The organism is Asticcacaulis benevestitus DSM 16100 = ATCC BAA-896, from assembly GCF_000376105.1.
Classification (GTDB): Bacteria; Pseudomonadota; Alphaproteobacteria; order Caulobacterales; family Caulobacteraceae; genus Asticcacaulis; species Asticcacaulis benevestitus.
Genome location: NZ_AQWM01000013.1, coordinates 30,042 through 45,728, shown reverse-complemented (window position 1 = coordinate 45,728; position 15,687 = coordinate 30,042). Strand labels below are relative to the sequence as shown.

Genomic DNA, 15,687 nt, shown 5'->3' with positions numbered 1-15,687 from the left:
TAACATTCTGGATCAGTTAGACCTGACGGAAGGCGGGACGAATAGCAATATAACAAAGACTGTCTTGTACTCAGGACCTATGGGCGACTTTTCAGCCTCTAATTATGCCAAAACTTACGCTGGCCTTTTGATCTCAAGTCTGAAAGTTATAAGGCAGTTCATAGGTGGTAGGCACGCACCTCATAAATGGTGAAAATAGTGGTTGTCATGTACCGTAATAGTTGCCATAAAGATGCAATCAAGGGGTGCAATTGGTAAATGTGTTGAAAATTGGTTGTGCGATTAAGCGCAATGGATAGCGAAGCTTTAAGTGGTCGTCTAGGGAGCTGCGGCCGACCGTAAAACGTCTACCGAGCCGACTGTGTTTTAAGAATGAAAGAATATCTATGACGTGGGAACGCATCGAAGATACCGGGAGGCAGCTTCGGGACAACCCGTACTGCTATTACAATGCTGAGAACGATCTAACTTATCGGCAGGCATTTCACGCCCTCATGAATGAGCGAGAGGTGCCTGTTAATTTTGCATTTCTATTTAATGGACCTGATATCCTACTGCCCGGATACATAGAGCAGACAGCAAATGTAGAATACGAAGATAAGTCGATTGAAGGGCGTGGCGCACGGTTTTTATACGACTACACTATAAAAGAATTGGGCAATTACAGGGAGGCGTATACTGTAATTACGAGCATATCTAAATATGATATTGATCCATTTTATATTACTGCTGACGATGAGCGCATTCATGAATACCTAGGTTTTATATTGTCGTTCTATATGGAAATTAATAAAATCAACAGGGTTCCTCCGGGGGGGGTGAGAAACGCCGTTCATGTAATCCGGGATTTGATTTTTACCTGTCGGCATACCGGCAAGACAATAGTTAAGCATAATTCAGAGTCTGATCAGTATTTAACGCTTAAACTTTGGGAAAATTGATCCAAATGACAATAACCATTCAGCAGGCTAAATCTCAACTTGAGGCTCTCTCTAACAACGGATCCTTAACTGCTGATCAATTTGAAGCTGGTGTTCTCAGCATTCTTGACCAGTTGGATCTGACCGAAGGTGGTGCTAACACAACAATCACCAAAACGGTTCTCTACTCCGGCGCGATGGGCGATGCATCGGCATCAAATTATGGCGCCGCATACGCCCAGCTTATGGGGGCGGATGGGCATTTATATCGTGTCATTGACCGGACGGATGGCGGCAAATTTCTCAGTGATGCTTCCGTCAAAGCGACCATTGTAGACAGGCTTGGGTCAACCAGGGCCACGGGCTTTCTCTTTGGTGAAACTACGGATTCTGCGTGGGCTAGAGTCTCTGACAGATTTATCGCTGAATCGCCACCCAACACACAAATTATTGGATTGGTGCCGGAATATGGACCAAATCGCGTGTTTGGAACAACCGAACTGCCTCGGATTGTAGATACACCTAATATTGTCAAATTCAATGACTTGCCTAGAACTGTAATCGACGGAATTTACAATGACGGCTACGCGGAGGGCGGGAGGCAAGGTGGGCTTGACGCATTAAGACCGTCATTATCCGTTACATCAGCGGACCATATATTCAATAATGATTACGGTCGGCTCGTTGACGCCAGCGGTAAAGGCATTTTGGATGCAGGTGGCAATCCAACTTATCACGTTCCCGGACAGACGTTACCTGACGGCGCAACGATCGAACGACCAAATGTCTTTAAGCCTTTAAGCGGAATTAGCGATGTCGATCAGGCGGCCGCCTACGCTGACTATGTCAAAGGGGCAAGCATCCTTGATAATCTCGGCGTTGCCGGAACGGCGGTGGGTGTGATCCTCGCCTACGACAGCATCATGAAAGATGTTCAGGCCGGCAGAACAGTTGACGCTTTGGCCACGCTTTCGGCATTCGTGGCCGGCTTCGCTGGGGGCGAGCTGGGAGCCATCCTCGCCGGCGGTGTAGCAGCAGAACTACTGGGCGGATTGATTGCTGCCGGCATAATTGGAGGGTCTCTTGCTGGTGGCATTATCTTCCTCGCCGCAGCGGTCGGCGCAATTGCCCTTGGGATAGTTTTTGAAGACGCCGCCAAGCACATATTCCACCCTGATCGACCAGATCCGGCATCTGTCCCGCGTGATCCACTTGTTCTTGACCTTGATGGTGATGGAGTCGAGCTCCTTGGCGTCGCATCTTCTTCAGTCTTCTTCGATATCGACGCCGACAATTTTAATGAACGCGTTGGGTGGGTTTCTTCAGACGACGGGCTACTCGTCCGCGATCTAAATGAAAACGGTACTATTGACGGCATTTCCGAATTGATCGGAACGTCTACTCAAGACGCCTACACAGTGCTTAGAGGTTTTGATAGCAATAGTGACGACATAATCGATTCTCGGGACGCGGTGTGGGGATCGTTGAAGGTCTGGCGAGACACAAATACCGACGGTGTTACAGATGAGGGTGAGCTTCATTCTCTAGAGGATTTCACTATAACCAACTTCTCATTGGAAAATTCCAACGTCGGAAGGACCTTCCAAGGTAATTTCGTGCATTCCGAGGCAACCTATACAATCAACGGATCCACACAACAAACCCGTGCGGTGTTCTTTGGCGTTCAACAAAATCAAACTGAATTTATCGTACCTACAGGCTACGTGCCTGACGCTGATGTTACCAAGCTTCCTGAACTCGTAGGCGGAGGCTCTGTCGCCCCATTAAGCTATAGCATGACAAATAATGCTGCGCTTAAGGCGCAAGTTGTGACTTTGATGCAAGGCGCTGGCTCAATGTCGTTCTCGGTATTGCGCTCCGCCGTTGAGTCCGTTCTCTTCAAATGGGCAGGTGCTGAAAGTGTTGTCGCCGGTTCGCGCGGGTCTAATATAGACGCCAAGCATGTCGCCATTCTAGAAGCGTTTGGAGGGGCATCTTATCCATTTACGATAGCGACCCTAGGCTGGGCTCGAAATCTTGAGGCGCAGTACCAAAGCCTCTTGACGCAATACGCTGCCAAATTCGCCATACAAAGCTATGGCTCGTACATTGCTTTAAACTATGATGGAACCAATCCATCTATTCTAGATGGTCACAATTATAAGTTGGTGAGCCAGCTCTATGTGAACACCATAACAGATACGATAAATTTGGATACCGTCGGGTTCTTGGATAATCTGGTCGCCAGTGTCAATGATCTGGTCGAAAATCCCTTTGAGCTCATTGAAAATGCGACGTTACCTGCAGATATACACGCAGCGCTTGATGTCGTTCGGAGCTTGATAGGTGATGATCTAACCCCTTTGATATCCGAGTCTGGCGCTCTGGGGAACACAGAGAACAGCTCGGATCTAGATCTAAAGTTACTTTTACTTACGCTTGACGCAGGCGGGGGGCCGACAGGCATCGAGTATGGGGATATGTCTGCAAATGCCTGGATATACAATACTACCAAAAATTACTATGGCGGCGCAGGTGACGATACAATCACGGGGGGGGCTTGGGTCAGCAACATGCTCCTCGGTGGGGATGGCAACGACCATCTTGAAGGGGACGCTGGCGAATTCACATTCGGTAATTGGGGAGGCGATATCCTCGTTGGCGGCGCTGGCGACGATGAGCTTGATTTGAATGCGGTTGCGCATTTCGACTGGGGGCAGCGCGATGGCGACATCCTCATCGGCGGCACAGGCAACGACAGCTACCGAGTCAATGACAAAGATGATGAGGTCATAGAGCACGCCGATCAGGGTATCGACACGGTTTACACGGCTATAGAATATACCCTTGCCGATAACATCGAAAACCTAGTCCTTGAGGGGTATGCTGCCAAGGGCACCGGAAACGCTCTCGATAATACAATCACCGGAGATGAATACGACAATTATCTCGACGGTGGCGCTGGCGCGGATACACTGATTGGGGGTGGGGGGAACGATACTTTCGTGATTGATAACCTCGGTGATATCATAATTGCTGGGGGTGAAAGTCCGAACTCTAGAATTCTCACAAGTCTTCAAAACTATGAACTTGGTCAAAATTTCGTCGGTCTCGGATTGATCGGTACAGACGACCTGAACGCTTCGGGCAATGATCATGACAACGGAATAGAAGGCAATTCTGGGAGCAACATACTTGACGCCCGCGCTGGCAATGACATCCTCGATGGCGGTGGCGGGATCGACACCCTTATTGGTGGGCTTGGCGACGACGAATACTATATAAGAAGCAGCGCTGACATTATCGTTGAGAATTCTGACGAAGGCTACGATAAGGTGTATTCGTCTGTAAGCTACACCATGTCAGAAAACGTGGAGTTCCTGGAACTATATGGTGATGCTGACGCCGATGTCACGGGCAATTCCATGGATAATTCCCTTCAGGGGAATCTAGGCGACAACATCCTCATTGGTGGGGGCGGCAACGATACACTCTGGGGCTATTACACTGGAACAGACGTTCTTATTGGCGGGAGTGGCGATGATACTTACCACCTCTCCTCCTATGAAGGGAATATCGCCACGATCGTAGAAAACGCCAACGAAGGTATCGACCTCGTTTTGGCATCGCAAAGCTACACGCTCGGAGATAATATCGAGAATGTAACGATCGCAGCATCCGGAGACTTCGATGCAACGGGTAATGCCCTTGACAATCATCTCATTGGTAACTCAGACGCCAATACCCTGAGCGGTGGCCTTGGAAATGATACGCTTGATGGCGGTATGGGTGCCGATCAACTCATCGGCGGCGACGGAAATGATCTCTACGTCATTTGGGACAACGAAGATACGATCGTGGAAGCCGCTGACGGTGGACAAGATATAGTAGTATCGCATATCGACTACGCGTTGGGTGGCAATCTTGAGAACTTAACCCTGGCAGACTACCTCGACATTAGCGGCACCGGTAATGATGCTGCGAATAATATTCTAGGAAATTCTTGGAACAACATTCTAGTCGGTAGAGGGGGCAATGACCTTCTTTCTGGCGGGTGGGGTGTAGACCGTCTCGAGGGTGGAACGGGCAACGATACATTGGACGGAGGCGCCAGTATTGACACTGCCGTTTTCACGGGCAGCTTCGCTGATTACTCTATAGTCAGAAGCCTTGATGGCAGTATCGTAGTGACCGATCTCGTTGGCACGAACGGTACAGACCTGTTGCAAAAGGTTGAAGACGCGTATTTTGCTGGCGATGACACGACGGTTAACCTGGCACAATTATTGTCGATCAGCGGCACCGCAAATGATGATGTGATTTATGGCACGGCGGGCAACGACGAAATTCACGGTCTTGAGGGAGATGACACGCTCATCGGTGGGGAAGGGGGCGACTACCTCCTTGGTGGCGCTGGAGATGATCAAGTCAACTTTTCCGGCGCTTTGTCGGATTACAGTTTCCGCAGACAGGCCAACGGTCAGGTAACGGTCCAAACCGCGACCGGCGACACAACGACGCTTGATAGTGTTGAAGCCGTCTATTTTGAGGGTAGCCAAAGTTGGATGTCGATGACCTCCGCAGTCGGAGCCTACGGTACCTCCGGTTCGGATGCCTGGCTGGCTGGCACGGCTAGAAGCGACGCACTTTACGGGCTCGATGGCGATGACACACTCGCCGGCCACGAAGGTGACGACTTTATTGACGGCGGCTCCGGAGATGACCAGGCTAATTATATAGGCAATCTCTCGGACTTCGTTTTTAATCGGCAGGCTGACGGATCAATCACTGTTTCCGACACCACGGGTATCGAGGGGACTGATCGACTGTTCAACGTCGAATCTGTCTATTTTGAAGGCAGTCAGAATTGGCGACTCCTTTCGAATCTCGTTGCCGATTATGGAACACCTGGAGACGATGCGTGGCTTGATGGCACGGTCGGGAATGACCTGCTGGTGGGCCTTGCGGGTGATGATACGCTTATTGGTCGGGAAGGCGATGACTTCATCGATGGTGGTGATGGGAGTGACCAGGCGAACTATACTGGCAATCGCTCCGACTTCTCCATCTATGACGCGGGAAATAACACCTACTATGTAATGGATTTAGTCGGCTCAGAAGGTTCGGACCACTTGGAAAATGTCGAAGCTGTCTACTTCGATGGAAGCTCCACATGGATTGATTTGACCAACTACTACAATGAATTCTTCGGGTCATCCGGTAATGACAACTTGCTGGGGGACAGCGGCAAAGATCATATGTACGGGTTAGAAGGCCGTGATAGTCTACAGGGAGCGGGAGGAAATGATATCTTAGATGGAGGGGACGGGATCGACCAAGCGGTATATCTTGGTTCGTTTGCCGACTTCACATTTACCCAAAACCTGGATGGTTCGGTTGCCATAGCAGACCTCGTCGGGGGACAAGGTCAAGACACTCTCGTGAACATAGAAAACATATATTTTACTGACGTCGACATGCGTCTTTCGGTTGAAAATGTGTTTGCCATTTTGAATGGTCAGCCGTTGAACTACTACGGGACATCTATTGATAACTGGCTTGAGGGAAGCCAATGGACTGACAACATCTATGGCTATGATGGGGACGATGATCTATTTGGCTATGGGGGGGACGACAAGATTTTTGGCGGTGGAGGAGACGACGTCGCCAACTATAAGGGGGCGGCCTCGGGATATGATGTTGCCTTGAATCTCGATGGCACTGTCACGGTCACTGATCTTGTTGGTAGTGACGGTACGGACACTTTGGACGGGGTTGAGAAGATCTATTTCTTCTCGGATGGCCATACCATATATACCCACCTTTTGGCCCCGCCAGGTGCGCGCATGGCAATGACGACCGCCACTAACAATAATGCTGCTGAGTTTGGTGATTTCGAAAGTGCAAATCTGGCTTCTGTCCGTGAGGGGACACTGGAGGCCTACGCTCAAGTCTCCATCTCCGAGTTCATAGGTAGCGATTTGTACTCTCCGGCGTCGGTAATGCGCGATGCGGCCGCGTTCCATGATTTCGGCAGATCTTCAATCGCCGATATTTTAGGTAGAAACACAGCCAACTCTAAAATGGTGAAGGAAGTGCCGCAGTCTGCCTTCGACTTGCGAAACACGCATGCGGATATTGAGCAAATTAGGCTTAAGATGGTTGACGCGATGGCAGCGTTTTCACCGGCCGAGAGTGCAGATTTCCATTTGCCATATCAACCGTCGCTGTTTCGACCCGAATTTGCGAATATGTCAGCAAGCTCGTATCGGTCTGTGACCCGTTAAGCCCTGACTCGGAAGCGACCGCGTGTGCTGGTCGCTTCCGGCAGGTGTATGTATTGGCCGTTGTTATGTTATAGTGATGAGCGGGTCGTGGAAATTTCACGCACAGCCTCTCTCATAAGCTGACGTAATACTCTCGCATCATTCGGCTCCCAAGAGGCAAGCGAGCCTTCGAAGGTTTGCGACCAATGAACGAAGAGCGCTGGGCGTTTTCATTGTCGTTACCGTTCGTTTGAATCCATGGATTGCGCGCGCAGGCCGTTCGGTAGATGGGCATGAGCAAATCTTCGGGAAATATAATCCTGGCATCGCCGAACGATGAGACACTCCCGGTGTGCCTAACCAAGCCGCACGGGAGATCACATGCACATTCATCTAGGCTCAGGACCCATTAAATTTGTTGCATCTCGGCCGATTGGCTGATTCACTCTCTGTGTGGAGGGTGACGCGATGAGTGATTTGTTTTTACTAAGCGAGGCGCAGATGCGTCGTATTGAACCGTATTTCCCTTTTTCACATGGGATAGCGCGTGTGAATGACCGGCTCATTGTTAGCGGGATAATCTATGTGATCCGCAACGGTTTGCGTTGGCGCGATGCGCCACGAACGTACGGCCCACATAAGACGATCTATAACCGATTTGTGCGCTGGAGTGCGTTGGGGGTATTCAATCGGATATTTTCCGCCCTGGCCGGTGCTGCTGGGGAGCCTGATCGGCTCATGATAGATGCGACCCATTTGAAGGCTCACCGCACGGCGGCAAGCCTCTTAAAAAAGGGGCTGTTCCCCGACGCATTGGACGAACCAAGGGCGGGCTGAACTCTAAACTTCATGCGGTCTGTGATGGTGATGGTCGGCCTGTTATCATGCTGCTGTCCGAGGGACAGATGAGCGATTACCATGGGGCGGCCCTCATGCTGGATGACTTTCCACCAGCCTCAGAACTGTTAGCAGACAAGGGTTACGATGCAGATTGGTTCCGTGAGGCGCTCGAACAGCGCGGCATAAAACCCTGCATCCCACCCAAGGCTAACCGCAAAATCCAGATCCCCTACGACAAGGCAGTCTATAAATGCCGACACAAGATCGAGAACATGTTTGGCAAGCTCAAAGACTGGAGGCGTATCCACACCCGCTACGACCGTTGCGCACATACCTTCTTCTCGGCAATTGCCATTGCTGCGACCGTAATCTTTTGGCTGTGATCAATGAGAAGTCCTGACCCTAGACAAAAGCTGAGCAGAGTTCGACACACGGGATTCCCAATTCGACCTAACTCTGCTTCACTTCATTTGGTTTTAAATCCCATTTCTATCTGATTAACGCAGACATGTTGGTGCTGGTCTGGCGATAGTGTTCCGCACGCGAACATTATGTAAGTAGGAAATGCATATGAAAATTATTTACCGGGCTGAATGGAGTGATAGTCCTTTATGGACTTGTATGGGTTGAATCAGTGGGGGTGTGGTCATGCTTGATAAGACAAGTGGGATAGAGGAGCTGTCTGAACGGCAAAAGGAAGTTCTGCGTTTGGTCGGCGAGTATTTGCAGGCCAAGGAGATTGCCATACGCCTGAACATTGAGCCGTCCACCGTCAGAACCCATCTTGAGGAAGCGCGCCGTAGGGTGGGGGTGGGCTCCAGCCGCGCGGCGGCAAAAGCGTTGCTTGAATATGAGCAAAGGCAAGGTATCCGTAACGATGACGGACGGCAGCCGATACGGATAGGCGACGGTCCATACGATCCGTCACAGTCGGGGCATGAACAAGACTTTTCTACCGAACGAACACTATCTGATCGTCAGTTGGACCGAGCTGGAACAGGCCTGGAGGATGCTCGCATCCCCGGACAAGCTGCACCGGATCTCGGACGCCATTCAGGCGGTTCAGATACTCGATCGGAACTACGGACCGGAACGCGCGATTTTCAATATGGTCGCCGCCACCGCTTGGCTGACAGACAATGGGCCTTGTTCGATAGACGGTTGGAAGCCCTGACCCTTTGGCAGTGGTTTGGCATGGCGTTGTTAATTACGGTCTTATTGGCCGTGGCAGGCGGCGTCTTGGTGCAGGCTGCATTATCGGTGTTCAAGGGCTTGAGTGAATTTTCGCGCCACTCCGGGTAACCGTTCCCGGCCTGGCGACGTTGGACCCGCGTAGCGGTCGATAGGAGCTAGGATGAAACGAGCTGATATGGCACGTGAGGGTGCGGAACAGTTGATTGTTGCCGAAAGAGCGGTGGATACGGCCTTTATCGAAGTCACCGCGCTGATGAACCTTCTCTGCCGGAGGCGACTCGAATCTAATCTGGCAATGAGTGTAGGGCGGGATGCGATGGCAAAGCTTGTCTCGTCGATCAACAACCTGCAGGCTGTTCGCGATGATATGATTGACACTCACGAGCATCTGAATGATGTGAAGACGCAAATCGGTTGTCGAACCGTCATGGTGGGTCATCTTGACAAGCCGGATGGTGCAGCCGCAAATGCCACAACTGGCCTGCACGTTGTAGCCGGTAATCGGACCGCATAGGGAAGCCGCTTCACATCATGGGTTCTTTCGATATCTGGATATTCGTCTGGGTGGTCGAACTGGCCCTATGTAGTGGTCTGGCGTTTTGGCTTGGCGGCCCAGCCGAACGGACTGGTGCCGCCATCATCTTTTTAGGATGGGTGCTCTCCTACCTCTTACAGTCCCGCGCTGGCGACGGACCGGGGCTCTGGGTGATCATCATAGACGTCGTAGCGCTGATAGCCTTTTCTTTACTATCGGCAAAATCCAGACGGCTATGGACCTTATTCGCGGTGGCTTGTCAGTTCGAGGGCGTTGTATCGCATTTCGCCGAGAGCTTTTCGGACTTTGGCCTCTTCGGCTATTTCACCGCACTCGGTATCTGGAGTGGAGATGCCCTTGTTGTATGCGTGCTGGCGGGCGTGTTCGGTCATCAACTCAGGCTTAGGCGCAATAACAGAATGGAAAAGGGAGGCGCAAAACTGCCCCCTGTCCGCAAATCACGCCTACCAGGCCACAGAACAAGATAGGGCGGGGCCGAGCCTTTCAGCGGCTCGGCCGGTTTTCTAAGGTGATGTTCCCGCCACAGCGCGGCGCGCACAAGTGGCTAAAAGCTCTGCGCGCGTTTGATGGTGCCCAGGCCGGCGGCAACCATAGGGAAATCGCGACCCAGGTGTTCGGCGCCCGCATTCTCTGCGAGGATAGGAATGGCCGATCGGATTTTCGCAGGGCGCGCGTAGAGAGATCGATCAAGTTTGCACGGAGGATGGTCATGGTGGCTACAAGCAACTCCTCGGCTAGGGGCGACACCTTCGCCATTCTTCTTGATCTGACAAAGGACATGCTGGGCAAGGCGCTTGGCATCCGCACAGCTGTGCTTGTTGGCGGCGGCATCGAGCTCGTCGGCGTTGGATTGGGTGTTCTTGGCCCATATATGCTGAAGGTGTTAGTCGACGTGCTGACGGCAGGCAACGCGTCTGCAATAACGCTTGTGGCCTATGTCGGATTATTCGTCGTAACCTGGGCGGGCGCCAATATCCTGTCGACCTGGCGTATGGTCTATTCAACCCGTGTCATCGACAGTCTGTCGGAGCGCTACGCAGCGGAAGTCATCCGTCAATCCCTGCCGGCTGCCGCCACCGCCAGAGACGCAGACAGCGGCTATACACTGGGCCTCGTTGAGCGACTGCCGTATAGCCTGCTCGTCGTTATTGACGGCTTGATTTGGCGAACAGTCCCCTTGCTGCTTCAGGTCCTTGGCAGTCTGTGCGTTGTCATCGGCCTCATCCCCATACATTACTCGGCCATTCTGGTAGCTGTTTTCGCGGGATATGTGGCCACGACGTGGATAGGTGCCAATCACCATCAAGCCAGGTCCATGACCGCCAATACCGCCGCCGGCGCCGTCTCGCAAACCGCCGGCGATATCCTGAGAAATGCCCGGCGCGTTGTGCTCAACGGCGCCCTCGAAGCCGAGGTCGTCAATATCGGCCATCGTTTTCAGGAAAGGGCGGCAGCAAACGCGCAGATGATGGGTTCGTTGTCGCTGATGGCTCTTTACCAGTATGGCCTGGTGGGCACAGGTCTTCTCGCCCTGATGGGACTGGGGGCGCTGGACGTCATGGCCCATCGCATGACGGTGGGCGATTTCGTGTTGTTGCAAGGCTACGCGTTCCGGCTTGTCGGCCCCCTCAGTGGCTTAGGGTTCATACTGAGCCAGGCAGGCCTGTCGATCGCCTGCATCCGGGACGTAAAGCGTCTCATGCAGCGTTTAGAACCTGAAGTCGCACCCACCGAAGAACCGGAAGGCGCCGCTGAAATTACCCTCACCTCTGTCAGCTTCAGCTACGGGCCGGGTCTGGCAGGCCTAACCGAAATAACCGCGCATGTGTCGCCGGGACAGTTCGTAGTTATCGTCGGACCCAATGGCTCGGGGAAGTCGACGTTGGCGCAGGTAATCGCCGGGCTGTTGCCGCCATCGTCAGGATCGGTCAGGATCGGCGGACAGGATGTCGGGCGAATTCGGCGCAGCGATCGGCATCGCCATATCCTGTATGTCCCCCAGTTTATCGGCTTTTTTAACAGGTCTCTGGCCGCGAACGCCCTCTATCCGCCAACCACGCAAACAGAGGCCAGCCTGGCGCAGTTGCTGGCGGAATGGCATTTTTATGAGCCTGGACGGACAGTAGATTTTGCGGCGGAGGTAGGCGAGCAGGGCGAGCGTCTATCCGGTGGGCAAATACAAAAGCTCGAACTCGCGCGCATCGCCGGCGTTAAATCTGCCGCCGTCATTCTCGATGAGAGCACCTCGGCGCTTGACCCTATCAGCGAAGCGGCGGTGATCGCGCGGCTTCGGCAACAGTTCGGCAGCCGGACGACGCTGATCCTGATCAGCCACCGAGAGCACATGGCGGAACTAGCCGATCAGGTCTGGTTCATGAAGACGGGGCGTTTGGTGGGGCAAGGGACGCACGAGATACTCATGCGTGACTCCTTAACCTACCAATCACTTTGGAGGACGCAATCCGCATGATTTTAGAATGGCTTCTATGCAACGTCCGCACAAGCCGTCGGGTGCTGGGCCTTGATTGCAGTGAAAGAAAAGCGCTGAACAAAACCGCTGCTCAGCGCTCGTCATCAGTCGAATGGTCGCAAGGATTTACCCGTTGACTTTATCCTTCAATGCCTTGGCAGGCGAGAACGAGATCTTCTTGGATGCAGCGATTTCGATTGCAGCGCCGGTGGAAGGATTACGACCCGTGCGGGCGGGAACGGCCTTGACAGAAAATTTGCCGAAGCCGGGCAGATTGACTTCTTCGCCAGCTGCGGCGGCGTCTGCTATGGTCTTCAGTAGGCTATCCACCAGAGCTTTGGCGGCAACCTTGGTCAGGCTTTGTTCAGTGGCTAACTTGTCGGCGAGTTCGGTGATGTTCATTTAAAAATCCTTCCGGTTAAGCGGATGGGATATCCACAGCGGTCGGCCATTTTAAATGAGTCGCTAAAAACGTCCAATTATCAGGCATTGCCTTCAGTCCATGCTTCTTTGAACTGGGTGAAGATTAGCGGCGTGACATCAGGCCAGGCAAGATACTTTTCAGCCAGTCCAGATCCGCTTCAGACATTTTAGATAACTGAACAACCATCGCGGACATTGCGGGATTACTCAAAGCAGATTTTGGCAAGTCGCCGGTGAAAAGCTCGGCAGGATCGATACTAAGTGCGGTCGCTAGTTTTTCAATTGTTTGGAAACGAGCGCCAGAGCTTCCGCTCTCTAAGCGTGAAATCATGTCCACGCTAAGGTCAGAAACTTCTGCAAGATGTGCTTGCGTAAACCCTCGGTTCTTGCGATGGGCCGCAAGTAGTGAGCCGAACCGCTTTCTAAGATCACCTGACATTGATACAATGCTATATATAACCGCCATGCTCCAAAACTGATGTAGGTGGCGGAATGGCCCTTGAGCGCAATTAGCTTCGTAGTTTGGAAGATAATTCTGGAATGTTTAAAACGGGCAATTAGCTTCGGGTATGCAATTGTCAAAAAATCAGCTGGATCGTCGTTCAAGCGTGTCCATAAATTGTTTGAGAAGAGGCAAATCGTCCGTTGGAAGTCGGTTGATGCGAAGGCACAATTCGTCAACTTCGGGGGAACGACGTACGCTTTTGGGGAGCTCTGTGGTTGTCAATTCGGCGACATCGATTTTTAAGGCATCTGCCAGCTTTTCAAGAGTTTCGAAGCTAGGTTCGCTGACACCACGTTCAATCTGGGAGATCATGTCTTTACTAACCTTAGACACGTCTTCTAACGCCGGCTGGGTCCAACCGTGGCGCTTCCGGTGGATCGCAAGGAGTGTTCGAACTCTTTCTTTTAAATGGCCTGCCATAGTCCATCGGTAGTTTCTAAACTCGATTTGGAAAACGGAAGCTCCGTACGATCAGAATTGTAATCGTACGTATATTGCGATTTACGCACTTAAAGTTATACTTGATGCCGCTAACGTACTCTAATTCGGAGTTTCAGCGGTGACGATTTTTGATGACCCCAGTGGTGAGATACCGCTCAACGCTGTCGATGCGCATGTTGGCGCGCGGTTGCGTGCGCGACGTATGTTGGTTCAGATGTCTGAGGAATGGCTGGCCGGGCAACTGTGCATTTCGGTCGAAGACCTCCAGGAAATGGAGCAGGGGCAGCTTAGGATCTCGTACGACCACCTTATCCAACTGATCGATCTGCTCGATGTGACAGAGCGTTATTTCTATCAAGGCGTTGGCAGCACCCCGCCCGAGCGGCCGAGGGCTAGCAACTGGATTCGAGAGGTCGATAAGTGGTTCCGTTCAAACCTGTTTCCACATGAAGCGGCCCTGATGGCGGTAGCGCGAAAGCTGACCGGGAACAACGAAACGGCCCGCGAACTGGTACAGGAAACCTATGCCGTACTTCTGACTGGCGAGCGTTGGCGCGGCATTCTCAATCCACGCGCCTACGCGATGCAGGCTATCCGCGGCATATCCCTGAAGTTTATCAAGCGGGCACGGGTGGTGCCAATAGATTTGGTGGCGAACATGGAAAGCGTTGATCAGTCCGATCTCGGCCCCAGCGCTTATGACGTTGTATCTGTTAAACAGCGCACCCAATTGATACTCGATGCCATTGAGCAACTGCCGCCGCAGTGTCGTAAGGTTGTGAAGATGCGTCGGATGAAAGAGATGCTTCCGCGTCAGATAGCCGAAGAGCTGGGCATTAGCGTCTCGATGGTCGAAAAACACTTGGCTCGCGGCATGGTGCTGATCGCGGATGTCTTGGGGCGGCATGACCGGGGAGGGGGCGCCGAGGTTGCACGAGATCGGGCCAAGGCAGAGCGCGAATAGACGTGCCCAGCAATTTCCGGTAACTTACACTTAGCGGAGCACAGACGCGTGCTTGCAGCCAGGACAGACACCCTTGGATACCACTACCGAAAAATCCTCATGGCAGATCGTCAACGACGCCGCCGCGTTGTGGCATGCGCAGCTGGATTCCGGCACGGCAGACGAGGCCGAGTTCGAAGCCTGGAGAGCGGAAGATCCCTTGCATGCTGCCGCTTTCGCACGCATCGCCGCGACATCGCTTGAGCTCGAAGACCTATCCGACCTCGATTATGCAAATGATCATGACCTGAAATCCCAACGCCTGATCGACCGTCGCGGTTTCTTCCAAGTGGTTGCTGTCGCTATCGGTTTAGTCGTTGGGGCCGCGTTCTGGGGCCTCAGTCGGTCACGCGCTCACGCCGAAACGGGGATAGGCGAACGGCGCAGCGTCACCCTGCCAGATGGTAGTCATCTGGAACTCAACACGGATTCTAAGGCTTCCTGGAAGTTCAGCAAATCGATCCGTCGGATCTGGCTGGAGCGGGGCGAGGTCGGTCTCGACGTCGTCGCAGACGCACGTCCCCTCCATGTTATGATCGGCAAATCCGCTGTCGTCTTGACCGAAGGCGACCTGAACGTCCGGCTGCGTGGCGAAAACGTTGATCTGACCATGCTTCAGGGGCGCGGCAGCATCCTCTCCAATGCGAATTCTATTGCCAATGCGGCGCCTGTCCCGGTGACAGCGGGGGAGGGCGCTATCGTTGGACAGGGAACGCCGCGCGTCCGCACGATATCGGCAACGGACCTGCAGTTCACCTCGGGATGGCGACAGGATCAGATCATTCTCGAAGGCCAGACGCTGGGTACGGCGATCGAGGAGTATAACCGCTACCTGAAAGCAAAGATTATCGTCGCCGATCCCGAGCTTAACGGCCTGCGATTGGGAGGGCGCTTTAACACCCATGATCCAAAGGACTTCTTGGCCTCATTGCAAACGAGCTTCGGTGTTCACGCCACCGAAGGCAGCGAGGGCAGCATTATACTGACGCGATAAAATCTTCTCTGTCGGCGGAATTATTTTCGCGCCGACGTGAGGTGCCGCCTTCGCGAGCGGTCTCCCCTGTACGTG

General features: G+C 52.8%; 12 protein-coding genes. 9 read left to right on the top strand and 3 right to left on the bottom strand.

Going from position 1 to position 15,687, the window contains the following annotated elements; all coding sequences use genetic code 11:
- Positions 1 to 386: 386 nt before the first annotated feature.
- The 7 genes from B060_RS0113655 to B060_RS0113620 all read left to right on the top strand — a co-directional run bounded on the left by B060_RS0113655 (position 387) and on the right by B060_RS0113620 (position 12,246).
- A complete protein-coding gene (locus B060_RS0113655; protein ID WP_018082355.1) occupies positions 387 to 941 on the top strand; it encodes a hypothetical protein in 555 nt (184 codons plus the stop codon).
- A 5-nt stretch (positions 942 to 946) separates the two neighbouring features.
- Entirely contained in the window at positions 947 to 7,207 is a 6,261-nt protein-coding gene (locus B060_RS28245) for a beta strand repeat-containing protein (protein WP_018082354.1), read from the top strand.
- Positions 7,208 to 7,654: 447 nt separating this feature from the next.
- Positions 7,655 to 8,409 (top strand): IS5 family transposase gene (locus B060_RS26565; RefSeq protein ID WP_085931824.1). Its coding sequence is split into 2 segments (ribosomal slippage): positions 7,655 to 7,988 and positions 7,988 to 8,409, totalling 756 coding nucleotides; the frame shifts between segments, so codons are not numbered across the junction.
- Between the two features lie 265 nt (positions 8,410 to 8,674).
- Positions 8,675 to 9,328 carry a response regulator transcription factor gene (locus tag B060_RS26120; protein ID WP_018082351.1) on the top strand — a complete coding sequence of 218 codons (654 nt, stop codon included), beginning with the start codon at positions 8,675 to 8,677 and terminating at the stop codon, positions 9,326 to 9,328.
- A 52-nt stretch (positions 9,329 to 9,380) separates the two neighbouring features.
- Complete coding sequence (locus B060_RS0113630) at positions 9,381 to 9,734, top strand: hypothetical protein (protein WP_026172834.1); 354 nt, start codon at positions 9,381 to 9,383, stop codon at positions 9,732 to 9,734.
- Between the two features lie 17 nt (positions 9,735 to 9,751).
- Positions 9,752 to 10,243 (top strand): hypothetical protein, encoded by a 492-nt coding sequence (locus tag B060_RS0113625; protein ID WP_018082349.1) that lies wholly within the window; start codon positions 9,752 to 9,754, stop codon positions 10,241 to 10,243.
- 44 nt (positions 10,244 to 10,287) lie between these two features.
- The gene (locus B060_RS0113620) at positions 10,288 to 12,246 is read left to right on the top strand and encodes an ATP-binding cassette domain-containing protein (protein WP_018082348.1); all 1,959 of its coding nucleotides are present in this window, start codon (positions 10,288 to 10,290) and stop codon (positions 12,244 to 12,246) included.
- A 126-nt stretch (positions 12,247 to 12,372) separates the two neighbouring features.
- Here B060_RS0113620 and B060_RS0113615 read toward each other — a convergent pair whose 3' ends face one another.
- From B060_RS0113615 to B060_RS26560, 3 genes are all read right to left on the bottom strand, one after another.
- Complete coding sequence (locus B060_RS0113615) at positions 12,373 to 12,648, bottom strand: HU family DNA-binding protein (protein ID WP_018082347.1); 276 nt, start codon at positions 12,646 to 12,648, stop codon at positions 12,373 to 12,375.
- Between the two features lie 124 nt (positions 12,649 to 12,772).
- Complete coding sequence (locus B060_RS0113610; RefSeq protein ID WP_157405642.1) at positions 12,773 to 13,108, bottom strand: helix-turn-helix domain-containing protein; 336 nt, start codon at positions 13,106 to 13,108, stop codon at positions 12,773 to 12,775.
- Between the two features lie 147 nt (positions 13,109 to 13,255).
- Complete coding sequence (locus tag B060_RS26560) at positions 13,256 to 13,594, bottom strand: helix-turn-helix domain-containing protein (protein WP_081606855.1); 339 nt, start codon at positions 13,592 to 13,594, stop codon at positions 13,256 to 13,258.
- Between the two features lie 139 nt (positions 13,595 to 13,733).
- Between B060_RS26560 and B060_RS26115 the strand changes: the two genes are divergently transcribed.
- Positions 13,734 to 14,579: a sigma-70 family RNA polymerase sigma factor gene (locus B060_RS26115; protein ID WP_018082344.1), complete on the top strand. Its 846-nt coding sequence runs from the start codon at positions 13,734 to 13,736 to the stop codon at positions 14,577 to 14,579.
- Positions 14,580 to 14,652: 73 nt separating this feature from the next.
- A complete protein-coding gene (locus tag B060_RS0113595) occupies positions 14,653 to 15,612 on the top strand; it encodes a FecR family protein (protein ID WP_018082343.1) in 960 nt (319 codons plus the stop codon).
- Positions 15,613 to 15,687: the final 75 nt, after the last annotated feature.

Coding starts and splice junctions, on each gene's coding strand:
- B060_RS0113655 (WP_018082355.1), top strand. CDS start 387: ATGACGTGGGAACGCATCGAAGATACCGGGAGGCAGCTTCGGGACAAC.
- B060_RS28245 (WP_018082354.1), top strand. CDS start 947: ATGACAATAACCATTCAGCAGGCTAAATCTCAACTTGAGGCTCTCTCT.
- B060_RS26120 (WP_018082351.1), top strand. CDS start 8,675: ATGCTTGATAAGACAAGTGGGATAGAGGAGCTGTCTGAACGGCAAAAG.
- B060_RS0113630 (WP_026172834.1), top strand. CDS start 9,381: ATGAAACGAGCTGATATGGCACGTGAGGGTGCGGAACAGTTGATTGTT.
- B060_RS0113625 (WP_018082349.1), top strand. CDS start 9,752: ATGGGTTCTTTCGATATCTGGATATTCGTCTGGGTGGTCGAACTGGCC.
- B060_RS0113620 (WP_018082348.1), top strand. CDS start 10,288: ATGTTCCCGCCACAGCGCGGCGCGCACAAGTGGCTAAAAGCTCTGCGC.
- B060_RS0113615 (WP_018082347.1), bottom strand. CDS start 12,648: ATGAACATCACCGAACTCGCCGACAAGTTAGCCACTGAACAAAGCCTG.
- B060_RS0113610 (WP_157405642.1), bottom strand. CDS start 13,108: ATGTCAGGTGATCTTAGAAAGCGGTTCGGCTCACTACTTGCGGCCCAT.
- B060_RS26560 (WP_081606855.1), bottom strand. CDS start 13,594: ATGGCAGGCCATTTAAAAGAAAGAGTTCGAACACTCCTTGCGATCCAC.